This window comes from bacterium 336/3 (assembly GCA_001281695.1).
Taxonomy (GTDB): domain Bacteria; phylum Bacteroidota; class Bacteroidia; order Cytophagales; family Thermonemataceae; genus Raineya.
This window is the reverse complement of record LJIE01000001.1, coordinates 3165711-3184241: the sequence shown is the minus strand read 5'-3', so window position 1 is coordinate 3184241 and position 18531 is coordinate 3165711. Positions and strand designations below refer to the sequence as shown.

21 protein-coding genes and 2 pseudogenes are annotated in these 18531 nt (G+C 32.0%); 8 read left to right on the top strand and 15 right to left on the bottom strand.

The window, feature by feature from the left end:
* Nucleotides 1-262 precede the first annotated feature (262 nt).
* Nucleotides 263-1015: pseudogene (locus tag AD998_14960) on the top strand (hypothetical protein).
* Between the two features lie 33 nt (nucleotides 1016-1048).
* Nucleotides 1049-1453: a transcriptional regulator gene (locus AD998_14955; GenBank protein ID KOY87276.1), complete on the top strand. Its 405-nt coding sequence runs from the start codon at nucleotides 1049-1051 to the stop codon at nucleotides 1451-1453.
* A 52-nt stretch (nucleotides 1454-1505) separates the two neighbouring features.
* On the opposite strand, the gene AD998_14950 is transcribed toward AD998_14955, so the two are convergent.
* The 5 genes from AD998_14950 to AD998_14930 all read right to left on the bottom strand — a co-directional run bounded on the left by AD998_14950 (nucleotide 1506) and on the right by AD998_14930 (nucleotide 5474).
* Entirely contained in the window at nucleotides 1506-2435 is a 930-nt protein-coding gene (locus AD998_14950) for an alpha/beta hydrolase (GenBank protein ID KOY87275.1), read from the bottom strand.
* A gap of 31 nt (nucleotides 2436-2466) precedes the next feature.
* Nucleotides 2467-3012: a hypothetical protein gene (locus tag AD998_14945; protein ID KOY87274.1), complete on the bottom strand. Its 546-nt coding sequence runs from the start codon at nucleotides 3010-3012 to the stop codon at nucleotides 2467-2469.
* Nucleotides 3013-3072: 60 nt separating this feature from the next.
* Nucleotides 3073-3633 carry a hypothetical protein gene (locus AD998_14940; GenBank protein ID KOY87273.1) on the bottom strand — a complete coding sequence of 187 codons (561 nt, stop codon included), beginning with the start codon at nucleotides 3631-3633 and terminating at the stop codon, nucleotides 3073-3075.
* A 61-nt stretch (nucleotides 3634-3694) separates the two neighbouring features.
* Nucleotides 3695-4978, bottom strand: coding sequence for a fumarylacetoacetase (locus AD998_14935; protein KOY88226.1), 1284 nt, complete (start codon nucleotides 4976-4978; stop codon nucleotides 3695-3697).
* A gap of 121 nt (nucleotides 4979-5099) precedes the next feature.
* Nucleotides 5100-5474 (bottom strand): hypothetical protein, encoded by a 375-nt coding sequence (locus AD998_14930; protein KOY87272.1) that lies wholly within the window; start codon nucleotides 5472-5474, stop codon nucleotides 5100-5102.
* Nucleotides 5475-5570: 96 nt separating this feature from the next.
* Here AD998_14930 and AD998_14925 point away from each other — a divergent pair, with 96 nt between their 5' ends.
* Together AD998_14925 and AD998_14920 are read left to right on the top strand one after the other, a co-directional pair.
* Nucleotides 5571-6161 (top strand): hypothetical protein, encoded by a 591-nt coding sequence (locus AD998_14925; protein ID KOY87271.1) that lies wholly within the window; start codon nucleotides 5571-5573, stop codon nucleotides 6159-6161.
* Between the two features lie 58 nt (nucleotides 6162-6219).
* Nucleotides 6220-7098 carry a hypothetical protein gene (locus AD998_14920; protein KOY87270.1) on the top strand — a complete coding sequence of 293 codons (879 nt, stop codon included), beginning with the start codon at nucleotides 6220-6222 and terminating at the stop codon, nucleotides 7096-7098.
* Between the two features lies 1 nt (nucleotide 7099).
* On the opposite strand, the gene AD998_14915 is transcribed toward AD998_14920, so the two are convergent.
* Nucleotides 7100-7459: a hypothetical protein gene (locus tag AD998_14915; protein KOY87269.1), complete on the bottom strand. Its 360-nt coding sequence runs from the start codon at nucleotides 7457-7459 to the stop codon at nucleotides 7100-7102.
* 12 nt (nucleotides 7460-7471) lie between these two features.
* Nucleotides 7472-7705: a hypothetical protein gene (locus AD998_14910; GenBank protein KOY87268.1), complete on the bottom strand. Its 234-nt coding sequence runs from the start codon at nucleotides 7703-7705 to the stop codon at nucleotides 7472-7474.
* 780 nt (nucleotides 7706-8485) lie between these two features.
* Between AD998_14910 and AD998_14905 the strand changes: the two are divergent.
* Together AD998_14905 and AD998_14900 are read left to right on the top strand one after the other, a co-directional pair.
* Nucleotides 8486-8755: pseudogene (locus AD998_14905) on the top strand (hypothetical protein).
* A gap of 119 nt (nucleotides 8756-8874) precedes the next feature.
* Nucleotides 8875-9891 carry a hypothetical protein gene (locus tag AD998_14900; protein KOY87267.1) on the top strand — a complete coding sequence of 339 codons (1017 nt, stop codon included), beginning with the start codon at nucleotides 8875-8877 and terminating at the stop codon, nucleotides 9889-9891.
* A 67-nt stretch (nucleotides 9892-9958) separates the two neighbouring features.
* On the opposite strand, the gene AD998_14895 is transcribed toward AD998_14900, so the two are convergent.
* From AD998_14895 to AD998_14880, 4 genes are all read right to left on the bottom strand, one after another.
* Entirely contained in the window at nucleotides 9959-10558 is a 600-nt protein-coding gene (locus tag AD998_14895) for a hypothetical protein (GenBank protein KOY87266.1), read from the bottom strand.
* A gap of 671 nt (nucleotides 10559-11229) precedes the next feature.
* Nucleotides 11230-13098 carry a DNA topoisomerase IV gene (locus AD998_14890; protein ID KOY87265.1) on the bottom strand — a complete coding sequence of 623 codons (1869 nt, stop codon included), beginning with the start codon at nucleotides 13096-13098 and terminating at the stop codon, nucleotides 11230-11232.
* Nucleotides 13099-13363: 265 nt separating this feature from the next.
* The gene (locus AD998_14885; GenBank protein ID KOY87264.1) at nucleotides 13364-13609 is read right to left on the bottom strand and encodes a nitrogen fixation protein NifU; all 246 of its coding nucleotides are present in this window, start codon (nucleotides 13607-13609) and stop codon (nucleotides 13364-13366) included.
* A gap of 96 nt (nucleotides 13610-13705) precedes the next feature.
* Nucleotides 13706-14800: an ATP-binding protein gene (locus tag AD998_14880; GenBank protein ID KOY87263.1), complete on the bottom strand. Its 1095-nt coding sequence runs from the start codon at nucleotides 14798-14800 to the stop codon at nucleotides 13706-13708.
* Between the two features lie 199 nt (nucleotides 14801-14999).
* Between AD998_14880 and AD998_14875 the strand changes: the two genes are divergently transcribed.
* Nucleotides 15000-15992: a glucose-1-phosphate thymidylyltransferase gene (locus tag AD998_14875; protein ID KOY87262.1), complete on the top strand. Its 993-nt coding sequence runs from the start codon at nucleotides 15000-15002 to the stop codon at nucleotides 15990-15992.
* Between the two features lie 5 nt (nucleotides 15993-15997).
* The gene (locus AD998_14870) at nucleotides 15998-16693 is read left to right on the top strand and encodes a hypothetical protein (protein ID KOY87261.1); all 696 of its coding nucleotides are present in this window, start codon (nucleotides 15998-16000) and stop codon (nucleotides 16691-16693) included.
* 126 nt (nucleotides 16694-16819) lie between these two features.
* Here the strand turns inward: AD998_14870 and AD998_14865 are convergent, their stop codons facing one another.
* The 4 genes from AD998_14865 to AD998_14850 all read right to left on the bottom strand — a co-directional run bounded on the left by AD998_14865 (nucleotide 16820) and on the right by AD998_14850 (nucleotide 18488).
* The gene (locus AD998_14865) at nucleotides 16820-17284 is read right to left on the bottom strand and encodes a hypothetical protein (GenBank protein ID KOY87260.1); all 465 of its coding nucleotides are present in this window, start codon (nucleotides 17282-17284) and stop codon (nucleotides 16820-16822) included.
* A gap of 4 nt (nucleotides 17285-17288) precedes the next feature.
* Entirely contained in the window at nucleotides 17289-17507 is a 219-nt protein-coding gene (locus tag AD998_14860) for a hypothetical protein (GenBank protein KOY87259.1), read from the bottom strand.
* Between the two features lie 125 nt (nucleotides 17508-17632).
* A complete protein-coding gene (locus tag AD998_14855) occupies nucleotides 17633-18157 on the bottom strand; it encodes a hypothetical protein (protein KOY87258.1) in 525 nt (174 codons plus the stop codon).
* Nucleotides 18158-18281: 124 nt separating this feature from the next.
* Nucleotides 18282-18488, bottom strand: a complete 207-nt coding sequence (locus tag AD998_14850) for a hypothetical protein (GenBank protein ID KOY87257.1) — start codon at nucleotides 18486-18488, stop codon at nucleotides 18282-18284.
* Between the last annotated feature and the right edge of the window lie 43 nt (nucleotides 18489-18531).

Here is an 18531-nt window from a genome sequence, read left to right as displayed (position 1 = left end):
ATTTATCAATCAAACTATTTATGAAAAGACGGGTAACCTGCCTGAATTTTATATAGGAAAGACAATTTATGATTTTGGCTATCCCAAAGAGTTTATTGAGAAATTTGAGAGTGCCTTAAATACTTGCTTGGAGCAGGGTTTACAACAAAATATTGAGATATATGTAGATAATAACTATTTGAAAGATACTTTCTTTTCCATTAGTTTTGTTCCTATTTTCGATGAACACAATGCAGAAATTATAGGAGCTTTTTCAGTATCAAGAGATGTTACCAAAGAAAAAAAAATGGAAATGACACAAAATATGCAAATAGATCATTTACAAATACTATCTCAGCGTCTTATCAATAAAGCTAATAAATTACAGAATTTTGCTTATATCGTTTCGCATAATTTACGCTCCCCTGTTTCTAATTTGAATACGCTTATTAATTTTTGTGAAGAAGCTACCACAGAAGAAGAAAAAAGAGAGCTATTAGAGATGCTTAAAATATCTATAGAAAGACTTACAGATACGATTAATGACCTCAGTGAAGTAGTGAAGGTAAATCAGAATATAGATTTAAAAACAGAAGAAATTCGTTTTGAGGAAGTAGTAAAACGTATAGAAGATAGTCTAGTAATCTCTATTACAGATAACAATACTTCTATTATCACAAATTTTGATGAACAACCCACCATTGTTTATAATCGGGCTTATCTAGAAAGTATATTTTTAAATCTAATAACGAATGCTATTAAATATCGTCATCCAGAAAGATCTCCTATCATTGAGTTAAAGACTTATATCTCTGATAATCATTTGTATCTGATGTGTAAAGACAATGGTCTAGGGATAGATATGAAAAGATACGGAGATAAAATATTTGGTTTACATAAAACCTTTCATGGAAACCAAGATGCTCATGGAGTGGGCTTGTACATTACAAAAAATCAGATTGAATCTTTTGGAGGCAAAATCACCGTAGAAAGTACTGTAAATGCAGGAACTACATTTCTTGTAGAGTTTCAATAACTTATCTTAAATATATCAAAAACTTTTATTTCTATGTCAAAAATAGATGTTTTATACATAATTGATGATGATAAAATTTATCATTTTACAATTAAGAAGACGATACAACAGATTGATATTGCTAATAACTTATTATCATTTTACAATGGTGAAGAAGCTATCAATTTTTTGGATGAAGCCATCAGTAATAGCCAAAATATGCCTGATGTGATCCTTTTAGACATAAATATGCCTGTAATGGATGGATGGCAATTTATGGAGAGTTATGTTTTACTGAAACCTAGAATAGGTAAAAAAATACAAATCTATATGGTAAGCTCTTCTGTATATGAAGAGGATATAGAAAGAGCAAAATCTATTAGTGATATATCAGATTATATCATAAAGCCTATTACCAAAAATCAATTATTTCAAATATCAGAGGCTTTGGCTTCTTAAACGAAGAAAGCTCATTTTATGAGCTTTCTTGTTGGTATTAGAGTATGTTAGGTTATCGAATCCAAAGCTTCAATTGTTTAACAAATTCAGTTTGTTGGTCTATAAAAACATTATGAGAGCAATTTTCATAATATTTGAGCTTATCTGTACCTAAAATTGCTTGTAATTTTTGAACTTGCTCGGGAGAATATAAACCATCTTCTTTGCCATAGATGCCATAAATTTTAGTTTTTTGAGCCACTAATTTTTTGGTAGCATCTGTCAAGTCGAGGCTTGTGTATTTTTCATTCTTCCAAAAACCTTGTGGAGCCTGATAACCCATCAGTCTGCCATATTTCTTGATAAGCGTATCTGTTTGGAAACTACCATACAGTTTTTTGGCTTCTTCTGTGGGTGTTTTGGTTGAATAAAACCCATTTTGCATGGCATGAGCAAAGCAGTAAGAGCTATATTCAAGACTTGTTTTATCCATTTTTTCAAGCATACCTACATATCGTAAATTGACACTGTCCTTTTTGCTTTCATAGATTTTTTTAGAGGAGGCGATAATCGTTTGAAAACTCTCTTGTAAATTGATAGGTGCTCCAGCTAAAATGATGGTATTTACTTTTTCAGGATGTTTTTCTGCAAAAAAAGAGGCTACAACTCCACCAAAACTATGCCCAATAAAATTAGCTTTTTTGATGCCATATTGTGTGAGTAAGGTATTCAAGTCAGCAATTGTTTCTGTATAATTATATTGAGCATTTTTATCTGCACTTCTGCCTTCACCACGCCTGTCATAGACAATAACATAGAAGCCTTCATTGGCAAGACGTTGGGCTGTAGTGGCTTCAAAAACGCTAGAATTATACCCTGGACCACCATGCAAAAATACAACAGCAGGATTGGATTTACTTCCAAAAGCTTTTGAATAAATACTTTGCGTAAATGCAGAAAATGAAATAAAAACGAATAAAATAATGGGAAAAATAAATTTCATGAGATTTTGTATGTTTTGATAATTCATTGAATTAAAGAACGTATTCGCCTTCAATAGATTGTGGGTTAATGTGCATATACTTTTCTATCTTCCTTTTGATAAAAATGGCTTTTTCGTAGTCATCATAACTTAAAACCTTGTTGCTTGTGCCTTGCGGAGAGAGTACATTTAAGGAATAACTCACAGATGCTCCATTTTTCCCACGACTAATTTCTTGTTTGATATATACCTGTCCAATATCAGAACGTTTCAGATGCTTATTTTTGTATGTAGGAAAAGGAATAGGCGAGTGACGAGTAGCAAAATCTTGAGAAGTAATGGCAATTTCTGTTTTATTCACAAATAAACAGATGACATACCAAGCCAGCCCAATGCCTACTGCCAAGTGTAGCAGAGCAAATAATTTGAAGAAAATAGGAGTGGGTAAGCTAAACCAAACAATTAAAAATCCATTCCAAATAAGAGCAAAAAATATTAAAAACCAAGCTAGTGGTTTATACCAACGATAGCTAACAGCAATTCCCTGAGCTGTTTCTTTAAGTTCAAAACCTTCTGGGTTGGGAACAAGTTTTTCCATAATGCAAAATGTTTTTTTGTGAAATAGCAAAAATCTAATAGGTTTTTATTTTTTTAATGATTATTGGAGGTATTCCCCTTCTACGGGTTGTGGTTCGATATTCATATATTTTTCTACTTTCCTTTTTAGAAAAATCGCTTTTTCATATTCCTCCTTATCATAACTTAAAACTTTACTACTAACTCCTTTTGGAGAAATTACATTTAAAGAGTAACCATTCAGTGTTTTATTTTTATGCTTGTTATAAGTAAACTCTTCTTTGATATACACTTGTTCAATATCAGAACGTTTGAAGTGTACATTTTTGTATGTTGGAAATGGAATAGGGGCATGTTTAGAAATAAAATCTTGAGAAGTAACAGCAATGTCTGTTTTATTGAAAAATAAGCACACAATATACCAAATTAGTCCAAAGCCCACAACTAAAAATATAACACCAAATGCTTGAAAAATAATTTCATCTACTTTGGTAAACCAAAAATACAAAAAACTAAACCAAAAAACGGCAAAAATTATCATAGGAAATACCATTTGTGGTTTATACCAACGATAATGAATCACAATACCTTGAGTTGTTTCTTTGAGTTGAAAATCTTGAGGGATAGGAACAATGTTCTCCATAGTGTCATATTTTTTGTTAAAAAAAGGAGTTTGTTTAAACAAACTCCTTCAATATAAAATTTTATTTTTTAGCTGGCAAAATTTTACCAACACATTCACCAAAACCAATACGAACACCATCTTTCTCTCCATAACCTTTTATAATAACAGTATCTCCATCTTCTATAAATTTACGCTCTGAACCGTCTTTGAGTTTAAGAGGTTTTGTTCCTCGCCAAGTAAGCTCCAAAAGAGAGCCGTAAGAGTCTGGAGATGAGCCACTAATTGTACCCGAAGCACACATATCACCTACACGCATATTACAGCCTCCAACAGTATGGTGTGCTAACTGCTGGCTCATATTCCAATACATATATTTAAAATTGCTCTTACAAATAAGACTTTCTTTGCTTTTATCAGGAGCGATTAAAACTTCTAAATTGATATCAAAATTCTTTTTGCCTTTAAATTTCAAATAGTCCAACACTTCAGGGTTTTGCTTGGGTGTAGCAGTTCTGAAAGGCTCAAGAGAATCCAGCGTTACAATCCAAGGAGAAATGGTTGATGCAAAGTTTTTAGCTAAAAATGGTCCGAGAGGTACATACTCCCATGCCTGAATATCTCTTGCTGACCAGTCGTTGAAAAGTACCAAACCAAAAATATGATCCTCAGCATTTTCAGTAGTTACAATTTCTCCCATTTGGGTATTTCCGCCTACTATAAAAGCTACTTCCAATTCAAAATCGAGTTGGCGAGTAGGGGTAAAAAATGGTAATTCTACATCAGCAGGCTTTATTTGTCCTTTGGGGCGATGAATATCCGTTCCAGAAACCACAATAGAAGAAGCCCTTCCATGATAGCCTACAGGTAAGTGTTTCCAGTTGGGTAAAAGAGCATTTTTAGGGTCTCTGAACATCGTTCCTACATTGGTAGCATGTTCGATACTCGAATAAAAATCTGTATAATCGCCAATTTGTACAGGTAAATGCATTTTTACCTTATCAGCGGGATAAAAAGCTTGTTTTTGAGCTTCTTTATCATCTTTGAGAAGCGTATTATCCTCTTGAAAAAGCGAAGAGAGGTGTTCTCTTGTTTTACGCCAAATAGGTTTTCCTAAGGCTATAAAATCATTGAGGACTTCTGCATGAAACACAGAGGAATCATCCAAACGTAATTTATCAAAAAAACCTAATTCAACCAAAACACTCAAATCTATCACTGTATCGCCAATACGAGTACAAGCTCTTGGGCTAGAGCCCTGATATGAAAAAATGCCAAAAGGAATATTTTGAATAGGGAAATCACTGTTTTTAGGGACTTTTATCCAAGTTTTGAGGGCTGGGTTGTTTGCCTTAATCGTTGCCATGATTGTATAAAAATGTTGTGAAATAACAAGATAACAATAGCTACAAACATTGCTATTTTTTTTGAATTTGACAACTCTTTTCATCAGGTAGCTCTACTTTATAAACATATTTATAGTGTTTTTAGAACAGACCTTTATATCTGTCATCAAAATATTTCTGAATATCAAAAGTTTTATTTTGAATACTTTCTATAAGTTTTTTGGCTTTTATATTCATTTTTATTACAAAAGGTTTGACATCATGAATACAAGAATATACATTTCCATCTTTATCTGTAGCAAAATAATTCCCATCTTCTAAATCATAGAAAAAGAAAATAACAGTGTTCTCAAATAATAAAGGTATGATGTCATGATAATCAATAAAACCTTTACAAGAATCATCTAATTGTGAATAGAAGTTTTCAATTTCGACTGGTTTTAAATCAATACTTTCTGGTTTGGGATATTTATCTTTAGAATTAAAAATATTGATTATTTTACTCCATAAATGCATAAAAAAATAATAAGTATTGAAATATAAAGATTTATATACAAATAGGTATTTTTCAAAAGTTTTGTAAAATTAACTTCAATTTAAAAATATTTAAGAATGCTTACAAGAGAAATTAGGGCTATCTATGACAAAGAAACCATAACAGTTTATCAGGCTTATCAAAAATCTATTGCTTTAGTTGCTGTTAAACATCAAAAATTTGTATCTCCATTTAAAATGGAAAGAATGACATGGATAAAACCTTCTTTTCTGTGGATGATGTATCGGTGTGGTTGGGCAAGTAAAGAAAATCAGGAATATGTATTAGCTATTAAAATTAAAAGAGAAGGCTTTGAATGGGCTCTTAAAAATGCTTGTTTATCGCATTTTGTAGCTGAGTTGTACCAAACTGAAGAAAATTGGAAACAATGTTTATCTGTTTCGCCTGTTCGGATTCAATGGGACCCTGAGAAAAATATTTATCTTCATGATTTAGAATATCGTTCTATCCAAATAGGGCTGACAGGTATAGCCGTTCAGAAATATGTAAACGAGTGGACAGTAGATATTGAAGACATCACAGAATATGCTAAAGAAATAGGAAATCTGGTGAATCAGAAAAAAATAGAAGAAGCACAAAAATTACTGCCTATTGAAAACATATATCCTGTTTCTGAGGATTTAAAGCTCATAATAGGACATTCTTAGAAAAAATAATTTATGGAAAAATTTTACTTTTTGCATCTATACTACAAAGCTTTATTTTATGAATTTTAAACTTTTTTTATCTGCATTTTTTTCTTTTTTTGTTTGGGCATGTAGCAACAAAACAACCAATAATCCCGAAAACAAAGATAAAAACAAACGAGGAACACTGTATTATCACTCTAAGCTTGACAAAGAAGGGCGTTTGATATTAAATGAAGGGGATAAAATAGTGGCTCAGGCTCAATTACATTATCATTCTAAGCCCAAAGGTGTAATGGATGGAGATGGTGGGACAAATTTATATCTGGAAATACCTTCAGAAATGCTCTTAGAAACGGGCAAATCTTATGATATTCATAATGAAACACTTGCTTGCTTTGTTACAAACTGGGCTAGTCCATATCATCATGAAGTCCTTTCTAAAGAAAAAGTAAAAGGGAAATTTTCCATTGTGACTTATCAAAAATATGAGTATCTGCGTGTTGAGTTCGATATTAGCCTGATTGAACCAAATCATGATTTCAAAGGCTTTAAAGATACAATTGAATTTTCGTTGGGTAATCCTTGGCACAAGGTACCCGAAAATAACATCAATTGGGAAGGTTTTTCTAAAGAAAGTACAAAAAAAATAGCCATAGAAAGCATTACGGGCTCTTGGGAAGCCCGTAACCTTATCAACAAAAATTTTCAAGACAAAACAGATCTCATGGATACGTTATTACATGTAAAATTACCTTACCCACTCATAATAGAAAAAAACAGTCTTAAAAGTCATCTAACTAATAAAGAAACCTTATTTACATTAGAAGAAAACCAGCTCATCTTGAAAGATGAATATAGAACAGTGGGTTTTATCAATTTTTTAGATAAAAAAAACCTTACCATTACTTGGAAAAACAAGTATAATTATCAACGATTGCGTTACGAAAGAAAATAGTTTATTTTGCTTTGTATTCCATTTGATGTGTATTAGTGCCTCCTTGAGAGCTCAAAAATACCACACAAGTAAAATTTTTAGGCAATTCTTTGAGCTTAGTAGGAATAAGTTCCGTTTCAACAAGTCCATAACTGGAAAGGCCACGCTCTGCGATGGTTTTTCCATTAGAAACCACCTTGAAAATTGGGTAAGAATAAAAACCTGCATCTTTTTGCTTGTCTTGAATAGCAATTTTAAGGAAGTTTTTACCATTTTGACGAATCAACTCAATGTTGGTAACTTCAAATCGAGTACTGGTTTGTGCTTTTAAGTTTATAGAGATGAAACAAAAAAGAACTAGGGTAAAAAATTTTAAACGCATAATGGTATGTGATTAAGATGAAAAATTGTATTTAAAAGTAAAAGAACCTCCTGTTATTTGTGTGCCATTCATTACGAAAGAGCCATTTGTAAGGTTTAAATCACCATATTGTTTACTTCCTGCTTTGTAACCTACCCAAGAGAGTTTGCTTTTTTTGGTGTCTGTGATGTATGTTTGAGGAGCAAGTTTAAAAGCACTCAAAATAATAAGGATTAAAAATGCAAGTGTAGTGATATTGTTTTTCATGGAGAATATAGGTCTGAGATTTATAAAATTTATGTTGCCCAAATATTATACCAAAATGTAAGAACAAAGTTATCTGTTTTTTCTGAAAAATGGTAAACGTTATAACATCTAATTTTTGATTTTTATTGAAAAATTGAAAAAAACTTACACTCTTTTTTCTGTCATTCTCGAAGAAAATCTACGAAAAAAGAGTGTTTTATACATAAAAAAGTTAAAAAAAACTTTTTTATTACATGGTTGTAAAATCAGGGATTCCCTGATGCGTAGGAGTTTTGGATTGCTTAAATTGGTGCATACTTACATGAAAGAATATTTTTTCGTCTGCCATTTAACTACAAAACATTTATGCAAAATGAATTTGAAAATCTTGCAGCCTTCCAACAATTATTTTATGTCATTGACTCTTTGTTATCGAAAGGAAAAATACAAATAGAAGACATAGAACTTGTCTCAAAAGATGTAATGATTCATCTGAATAAAAAAGATGACTTACAAGTAGCTCACATGAGCCAATCTATTGAAAATATTTTAGAGTTACACCCAGAAGAGATTTTAAAAATGGATACAGAAACATATTTTCGTACCTATGTCTCTCCAGAAACGATTAAAAATGCTTTTCCAAAGATTATTGAACATTACCAAAAAGAAGATAAAAATGGAATAGTTACAGTAACACAAGATGTAAAAGCTATAAAAACTACTCATTATAGTACTGTTTTGACGAATGCAAAAGTATATAAAAAAGAAAATATGTTTTTTGCAATGAGTATTTTATTAAAAGACTTAGAAAAAGTAACCCATAAAATAAATAAAGCCATAGAGTTAGATAACTTTATGAGAAGCCATTATGCTGAATTTATGAGCCTTACTAAGCAAGAAAAAGTAGTTTTGGGCTTAATAGCAGAAGGGCTTAGAAATGAAGACATTGCCGAAAAACTTTTTATTTCTTCGCATACTGTACGAGCTCACCGCCGAAATATTAACGAAAAACTGAGTATTAAGCATTTTAAAGACATTCTCCAATATGCCCAAGCCTTCGATTTACTCTGAAAAATAGGCACTTGTGCCTATTGTGAGAAATGAGTGGATAGGTATATTTGGTTATGTTTTACTAAACTTATAAGGTTATGAAAAAAATATTAAAAACACTTATACTGTTACTAAATATTATGTATTTTAATATTTACGCTCAAACAACAGAAGATGCTGTTCAAGCTACACAAAAAAATATAGAAAAAACGGCTAAAGAAACTGAAGAATTAAAGAATACAATGGAGCAGTTAAGAAAAGAATCTGAAGAGATAATAAAAAAACAAAACCAAATAGGTAATACAACATACGAATATCAAAAAGATTTATATGAAGAAAATTATCAATTGATTATAAAAACATTAGATGACATAAAAAAGATAAATGGGCAGATAAACGAAGTAGATAATTTAATTAATGTAGCTAAATCAGGGGCTTTGATTGCAGGTATAAATAATCCAACAAGTTCAGAGCTTGGGATAAGTTTTTCAAGCCTTGTTGTGGAAAATAGTAAAACAATATTTGTTGGTGACTTAAAAAGAAATCAAAGGAGTAATTTTATAGGTACTATAGAGAAAATATCTCAGTTGCCTCTTATCGCAGGCTTTATTGAGGCTAATCCAATAGCATCCTTAGTAAAAAGCATTTTAGGAGAAGTTGTAAAGTACAAAGAAATCAAACAAGAAAGAATACAGAAGTTTATCAACACTATTAAACCATATACAGACTTTTATGATGAACTAGGGAGGATAATATCTCTTTTTACAGAAGAATTAAATAATCACAAAAAGGATTTAGAAAAAACGAAAAGAATGTTTAATAGATATAGTAATAATATATATAGTTTAATCAACGCACAAGGAATAAGAGCTTTGGAGAAAGTGAAAAATGATTTTAAATATGGAGATAGATATAAACTATCTTTAGAAGAATTAAAAAATATAAATAAAATATCATGGGTTCAAAGTTGTATTAAAACAATTAATAGAACACCAGAGATAGAAATAGATCAAAGTGAGTTTAAAGATTCTTTTAATAAATATATTGGGAATATAACAAATTTACTTAATCAATCTAAGGGAAATCAAAATTTAAAATTTGATAAAGTGAAAATAGAAAAAATAGTAGGAGAACTGGATGGTTTAAAACTAAAGTGAAACAAAAATAAGGAAAGGTACAGCCTAAACTGTACCTTTCTTTATATTAAAGTAAAATAAAAATCTATTATTTACTGTTACTATTATTAGCTACAATATTCAAACCAATTTCAAATTCGTTGTCAATCAGTTTATCAGCAGCAGTGCCAGCAAGGCTAGAACGGTACATAATGTCCCATTTGGTACGGTCTACTTTCAATGTGCCTTTTGCTGTTAGCTTCATGCTGTTTGCATCTACGGTTATCGGGAAAGTAATATCTTTGCTAATACCTTTGATGGTTAACTTTCCTGTAACATCATAAGTGTTTTTTCCTGTACTTGTAGCTTTGGTTAGCTCAAAAGATGCTTTAGGATATTTTGCAACACTAAAGAAATCATCACTTTTCAGGTGACCTAATAATTTTTCAGCCATTCCTCCCTGTAAATCCAATACAGTCATGGAAGTCATATCTATGGTAAAAGAGGCACTTGTGATATTTGCACCTGACATAGTGATTTTACCGTCTGTAAGTTTTAAATCACCATTGTGTTTACCACCTACTTTGTAACCTACCCAAGTAAGATTACTAGCTTTGGTATCTACGTTATAGTTTACAGTTTTGATAAAGCTAAAAGCACTCAGAATAACAAAAAGTGCTATTGCCACTGTAGAAAATAAATTTTTCATGTTTTGGTTTGGTTTAAAATTAAAAAATAAGAAAATGAATGCTTTTGAAAGATTCATGCAAATATATGTTATAACATTAAAAAAGGCAAGTATGCTTCACTTTATTCAACATGAAAAAACGTCATTACGAACTGAACAAAGTGAGGTGAAGTAATCTTGAAGGCTTAGATTGCTTCCTGCTTCACGTTGTTCGCAGTCGCAATGACAATTCTGTAAAAACATATAAAAAAAATTTGCAACCTGAATTTTCAGAAGAAAATACTGCCCTTTGAGCAATATAAGTATAGTGTTTGGTTTTATAAATTAATTTAGATTTTTATTCTTTTTAATTGGTTTTATTTTGTTTTTTATTCTGTTTTTTGGATTTTTTTATTTGAAAAACAATATTTAATTTTGTAACAGCAAAACACCTTAAGACGAGCTAAAATTTTAAATCTATGAAACATTTAAATTCAACCCAAACCAAAAACCTTATCTTCTTGAAAAGATTCGTGATGGTGATTGTAACACTTTCTGTATTAAAATATATTGATGCTTCCATCACTACCAATCCATTCATTACTAAGGTAAAAGCAGTTGTTCAAATCGGTCTGATTTAACTGCTTTTCAACATAAAAAACAAATACTTCTTCATAAAAAAAGCCTGAATGTAAAATTCAGGCTTTTGCTTTTTAAGCAATTTCAGCTTCTACTTCATCGAGTTCTAATCGGAGATTGTTGATGATAAACTCCTGACGAACAGGCGTATTCTTACCCATATAATACTCCAAAATCTTATGAATGTTGGTATGCTCTCTGAGAATTACAGGCTCAAGGCGAATATTTTCGCCAATAAAACCACCAAATTCATCAGGCGAAATCTCTCCAAGTCCTTTGAAACGAGTAATTTCGGGATTTCCACCAAGCTGTCTAATAGCTTTTTGTTTTTCTTGTTCTGTGTAGCAATAGAAAGTCTTTTGCTTGTTGCGTACTCTAAACAAAGGCGTTTCGAGAATATACAAATGTCCATTTCTTACTAAATCTGGGAAAAATTGCAAGAAAAATGTCATCATCAGTAATCGGATGTGCATTCCATCCACATCAGCATCTGTAGCCAATACAATTCTGTTATAACGCAAACCTTCTAAACCATCTTCAATATTTAAGGCATGTTGAAGCAAATTAAACTCTTCATTCTCGTACACAATTTTCTTTGTAAGATTGAAGCAATTTAGGGGCTTTCCACGCAAAGAAAAAACTGCTTGTAATTGAGGATTTCGAGCTTTTGTGATAGAACCACTTGCTGAATCCCCTTCGGTAATAAACAAAGTAGTTTCGTGGCGAAACTCATTTTTCTGGTCTTCGTAGTGTATTCTACAATCACGAAGTTTTTTGTTGTGCAAATTAGCTTTTTTAGCCCTTTCGTTAGCAAGTTTCTTGATGCCTGCGATGTCTTTACGCTCTCTTTCTGATTGTAAAATACGTTTTAAAATTGCTTCAGCAGTTTGAGGATTTTTGTGTAAGAAATCATCCAACGATTTTTTAACAAAATCGTTTACAAAAGCTCTGACAGTGGGCGAGTTATCGGAAGGGGCAATATTTGTAGAACCCAATTTTGTTTTTGTTTGAGATTCAAAAACAGGTTCTTGAACTCTGATACTCACAGTAGCAATCACAGATGCCCTGATGTCTGCTGCATCAAAATCCTTCTTATAAAATTCTCTAACAGTTTTAACAAGAGCTTCTCTGAAAGCTGCCAAATGCGTTCCACCTTGTGTAGTATATTGTCCGTTTACAAACGAGTAGTATTCTTCTCCATATTGGTTGCCATGTGTCATAGCAAACTCTATATCATTACCTTGTAAGTGGATAATTGGATAACGGATTTCGTCTTCGTTGGTTTTACGTTGCAACAAATCGAGCAATCCATTTTTAGAAAAATACTCTTGTTTATTGAAAATAACCTTTAAACCTGCATTGAGGTATGCATAATTCCAAATCTGGTCTTCAAGATAATGGGGTATGAAATTAAAATTCTTGAAAATTGTATCGTCTGGTTCAAAAATGGTAAGTGTACCATTTTTATCTGTACATGATTCTACTGGATAATCATTGACAAGCTTTCCTTGAGTAAATTCAGCTACTTTGGTTTGTCCATCACGTACAGATTGTACCTTAAAGTATGCAGAAAGAGCATTTACAGCTTTTGTACCCACACCATTCAAGCCAACTGACTTCTGAAATACTGAAGAGTCGTATTTACCCCCTGTATTGATTTTAGAAACGCAATCTATCACTTTCCCTAACGGAATACCTCTTCCGTAGTCTCTGACCTTCACCAAACGTTCTGTAACATCAATTTCTATTTTAGAGCCAAAGCCCATTGTGTACTCATCTATGGAGTTGTCAATAATTTCTTTGACAAGTACATAGATACCATCATCTTGTGCAGAACCATCTCCCAGTTTGCCAATATACATACCAGGGCGTAAGCGAATATGCTCACGTGGCTCTAACGATTTAATGCTTTCCTCGTTGTAATTATTCGGATTTGTCGCCATAATATTTATGTAGTTATATCTAGGCAAAGATAATTAGAAATCAGCGTTTTTTCTAATATTTTTTGGGATTTTGGAAGTAGAATTTTTTATATTTAAGATGTTGATAATAAGTTAGTTATATTGAAATATTTTGAGAAGTAAATTTGACTGGAAATTTTAGTTGTATCTATAAAAAAGGAAACCTATAAGGTTTATATTGAGAGCCTAAAATATAAATTTTAAGTCTCAAACCTTATAGGCTGTTTATCAAAAAATAAATAGAATACTACACCATTGCTGTTAAATTCACAGCTTCAATGCTTGCAATTTCGGGAACGGCTTTACGGATGGCTTCTTCGATACCTGCCTTGAACGTCATGATAGACATAGGACAACTGCTACAAGAGCCCAACAACTCCAACTTTACAACATTCTCTGCTGTAATTTCTAAAACCTTTACATTTCCTCCATCAGTTTCCAGATAAGGGCGAATATTGTCAAGGGCTTTTTCTACTCTTTCTAATAAGTTCATAATCAATGATTTTTATTATGCTGAAACCTATAAGGTCTTAATCAATTACAACAATATATACAAATAATTTCAAACCTTATAGGTTTTTTTCTTTTTTTAAACTTTAATTTCCACACGTTGTGTTTGTGGTAAGGATGCATTTCGGATAGCCACTTGGCGAGCCAAGTTTTCAGCAATTTGTTTGAATGCAATATAGGTAGGAGAATCTTCTTCACCTTGTGCAATAATAGGTCTGCCTATATCACCAGCTTCTCTGATACTTTGTACCAATGGTACTTCACCCAAAAATGGTACATTATAGCGTTCTGCCATTACTTTTCCACCATCTCTACCAAAAATATAATATTTGTTTTGAGGTAGTTCAGCAGGAGTAAAGTAAGCCATATTTTCGACAACACCCAAAACAGGAATATTGATTGTACCTTGTTGGAACATTGCCAAACCTTTTTGAGCATCTGCCAATGCTACTTTTTGTGGGGTTGTTACAATAATTGCACCTGTTACAGAAACAGCCTGAGCAAGTGTAAGATGAATATCACTTGTACCTGGAGGCATATCTACAAGCAAATAATCCAATTCGCCCCAATAAGTATCTCCTAAAAATTGCATGAGGGCTTTGCTTGCCATAGGACCTCTCCAAACCACAGCACCTTGTTTGGCTTGTGGAATCAAGCCCATAGACATAATTTTTACGCCATATTGCTCAATAGGAATGATAGAAGGCTTACCATTTACTTCCTCCATAGCTGGAACTTCGTGTTCGATACCAAACATAATAGGCATGGAAGGACCAAAAATATCTGCATCTACCAAGCCTACTCTTGCACCCATTTGTGCAAGTGCAATGGCTAAATTGGCTGTAACCGTAGATTTTCCGACACCACCTTTGCCAGAAGCAACAGCGATGATGTTTTTTACATCAGGCATTACAGCAGACTTCAAGATAGAAGTTACTTCTGCTGTCATATTGATGTTTACAACAACATCGGGGTTTATTTGATGAATAGCTTCCTCACAATCTTTGCGAATTTTTTCTTTCAGAGGACAAGCTGGGGTAGTAAGAACAACTGTAAAAAATACATTGCTACCTTCTACACGTACATCACGAATCATGTTGAGCGTAACCAAATCTTTTTTAAGGTCTGGCTCCTGAACTGTAGAAAGGGCTTGCAATACTTGTTGGGTAGTCATAGAATCTTTAAAAATTTTACAAATATACGATTTCGTAAGTAAAACACCAAATTAGGTGAATAGGTTTGAAATTTTACAATTAAGTTCTAAATTTGAACAGTTGTCGTTGAACATTAAGCAATGAACAATTATCGTTTGAAATTTAGTTTTCAAATATTTACAACTTAGCATTAAAAACATTTAGCATTAAAACTAAGCTATGAAAGTAATTATTCCTGTGGCGGGAGCTGGCATGCGTTTGCGTCCGCATACACACACACAACCCAAAACCCTTGTTCCTATTGCAGGAAAGCCCATTTTGGCTCACATCGTTGATGATTTAATTAGCTATGGCTTCAAAGAGTTTGTATTTGTGTTGGGGTACATGGGCGAAAAAGTAGAAGATTTTATCAAAACGCATTACCAGAATAAAATAGAAGCCGAATTTGTAACACAAGAACCCAGAGAAGGTTCTGCTCATGCTTTGTGGGTAGCAAAACATACTTACGAAAAAGAACAGGATATTCTGATTGTACTCGGTGATACCATTGCCCCATTAGATTACAAAAGCCTTTTGAAAAATAAAAATTCGGTGGTGGGTATTAAGAAAGTGAGTAATCCAATGCTTTTCGGAATTGTGCAAGTAGGTAAAAAAGGTGAAGTAATCAGTTTGATAGAAAAACCCAAAATCCCAAAATCGAATCTGGCACTTGTGGGCGTGTATAAAGTGAAAAATATTCCTCTTTTTTTAGAAGGAATACACTTTTTGATGCAGAAGAACAAGAAAAACCAAAATGAATACTACCTCACAGATGTACTGATGTACATGGTCGAAAAAGGTGAAAACATCCAAACTATGACCGTAGAACATTGGTACGATTGTGGGAAACGTGAAACGCTTCTAGAAGCCAATGCCATTTTGCTCAATAAATCGGAATTTAAAAACACAGTCAATACTTATCCCAACACCATTATTATCCCTCCTGTGAGTATTGGTGTAAATTGCCAAATCAATAATTCTATTATTGGACCTAATGTGGCAATTGGTGAGGATACTATTCTTGAGAATGCGATTGTATCGAACTCTATTATAGGCTCTTACAGTGAACTCTCGAATGTGGTTCTCAAAGATTCTATCGTAGGAAATGACAGCTCCCTGAAAGGCGAAAGCTATGTTTTGAGTATTGGAGATAATGCAGAGATTAATTTGTAGTATGAATGAAAAAGATATTATTAATAATTTTATTAAATACAATTATTATTCCTTGGCTCTATGGTCAGCATAGTTCTAAAAAGCCACAAACTATATATTTGGAAAATAATTTTTATTTTTTAACAGAAGTTTTGGGAGAGATAATAGCCATAAAGCTTATTAAAGATAAAGATAAAAAAGGTAATGTTTGGGTATATGAACATGTTTTTAATAATAAAATACATTATTATGCTTCATTACATAGGTATAATAATTTTATCCAGTTCTTAAATCAAGAATTAACTCACGAAAAACTACTTTCATTAGGAAAAAGATATGGTACAGTTAAAAAGGAACTAAAACCAAAGGTCATACAAAGGATTATAACCTTTAAAATATCTTATGATGAAACAATTAGTATTCCTCTTGATAGTTCATCTATGAAGAACCCTACTATTAGCAAAATTGTAAATTTTTTTGAGAATTATAGAAAAGAACATGGATGTGAAAAAAGATACTACCTTTACCAACTAAAAAGAGGAGAAACATTAGAGAAAATTGCTAAAAAGGAAAACATTGAATGGACAGGGTTATATGATTTTAATTATAACTATAAACATGAAATTGGCGTAAATATACATATGTTTAATAAAAATATTAGTTATGAACCAAAGGAGGGGGATTCTATACTATTGCCTTGCTTTCTAAAAAAGAATGAATAAAATTGTACTTTCCATATTTCTTAAAAAGCTATTTGATAGCTGGAAAGCCATTGCAAAAAATAATTTAAGATTCTATAATCAATGTAAGATAGAATATATGCACATATTCTAGGATATATGAACAATCTACCCCAACTCCAAAATAGCTTTTGTAAGCTCTTCAATGGTCTGGACTTGGGGAACGCCATATCTTGCACAAACAATATCAATATTTCCTTTTCGCCAAAAGCCTTCAGGGCAGCAAACTACACATTCTTTGTTTTGGGCAAATAAGCCAAGCTCCAGTATTGTGATAGGAGAGTAAGTTTTGGGTGCAAAATAAAAGATAATTAAAGTAGCTTTTTCTAAACCTTCCAGTTCCCATTCCACTTGCTCTCTAAATTTAGGATTTTCTATTTTTTGTTCCCAAGAGGAGTCCCAATCTGCTCGTCTGGGGTTTAATACAGCACCATTCCACTGAGCATCTGTGAGTTGTTTGATGACTTCTTGTTGCCAGTCGATGGCTTTACCCATTTCGATACTGCCTGCCAAAAATACACTGGGTGTACTGAAAGTAGCAGGGTGTGGAGTAGGAGGATAGTGAACTGTCATAGTTTTAGGGACATTTATCGAAATCTTCTTGGTAAAGGATATTTTGCTTGCTATCAAAAATTTTAATCCAATCTACAGCCCAAGAACTCTTGAGTGTAAACTCCAACATACGAATACCTTGATTGTTGGTAGGAGTTGTTCCAATATACTCTCCATTCCAATAATAAGCTACTTTTTGACTATATTTTTTTAATTTTATTAGGAAGTATATTTTTCTTTTCAATTGATTATCATTGTCTTAAAAAGACACTCAAGAATAAGAAAAACAGCCTGAATAAATACTCTTTTTTCATAAAAATAGTTTCAGTGGTATTATTTCAAAACTCCCCAATAGGGCAGTTTTGAATATTATTTACTTTTTGCAAGTGTCCTCAATTTGCTTTCCATAGAAATTAAATCACCAATATCTGTACGTAATATTCCTGCAAGAGTTGTTTCGTCAGCACTTTGGCTCAAATGATTTTTTACGCTAGAAATAAGACTAGAAGCTTTTTGCATACCATCATTTACTTTTGATAAAGAGGATTTGCTAAACTTCTTTTTAGAAATCTTTTCCATTTCTTTTTCAATACTCTTGATTTTGTACTCAACAGAACTCAAATCTCTTATAAATTGAGTATCCAACACTTTGTTGGCTTCCCCCATTTTTTCCATTTTTTGCTTTTCATCTGAAATACCTTCTGCTTCTTTGTATACTTTTTGAGCATCTTGAAGTTTGGTATCTAAGATTTTAGCTAAAGAAGGATATTGGGTTTTAAGCTTTTCAAGGTTTTGAACATTGTTTTTCCATGTTCTTTGTTCGGAGTCCACAGACGACTTACAAGCATTCAGAAGAATTAAACTTACTAAAAATAAAAAACTAAACTTTCTCATAAAAATAGATAAATGAAGGGTTTATAAATTAAATGTATTAAATATAATACTTAATGGTATTTATAAAGAGTATTTTTTTTATAAAAGGTAGTTTCTAATTTACCAAAGATAAAATTTAAAGGATTTATTTTACTTTCTCTTTTCCTTTCTTGAGCTTTATATGGCTCTTATTCATTTTGATTTTTCTTCTTTGGGCATAGACTGATATACTTGTGCAAAGCAACATCAAAGATAAAATCTGTTTTTTCATAAGCCTTATATTTAATTTTTTCACGATTTTTGCTGTAAAACTAAATCGCAGTTTTAAGAACATTGTAACAGTAAAAAACATTAAACCTTATAAAATTATGAAAATCAGTATTTTGAAACCCCAG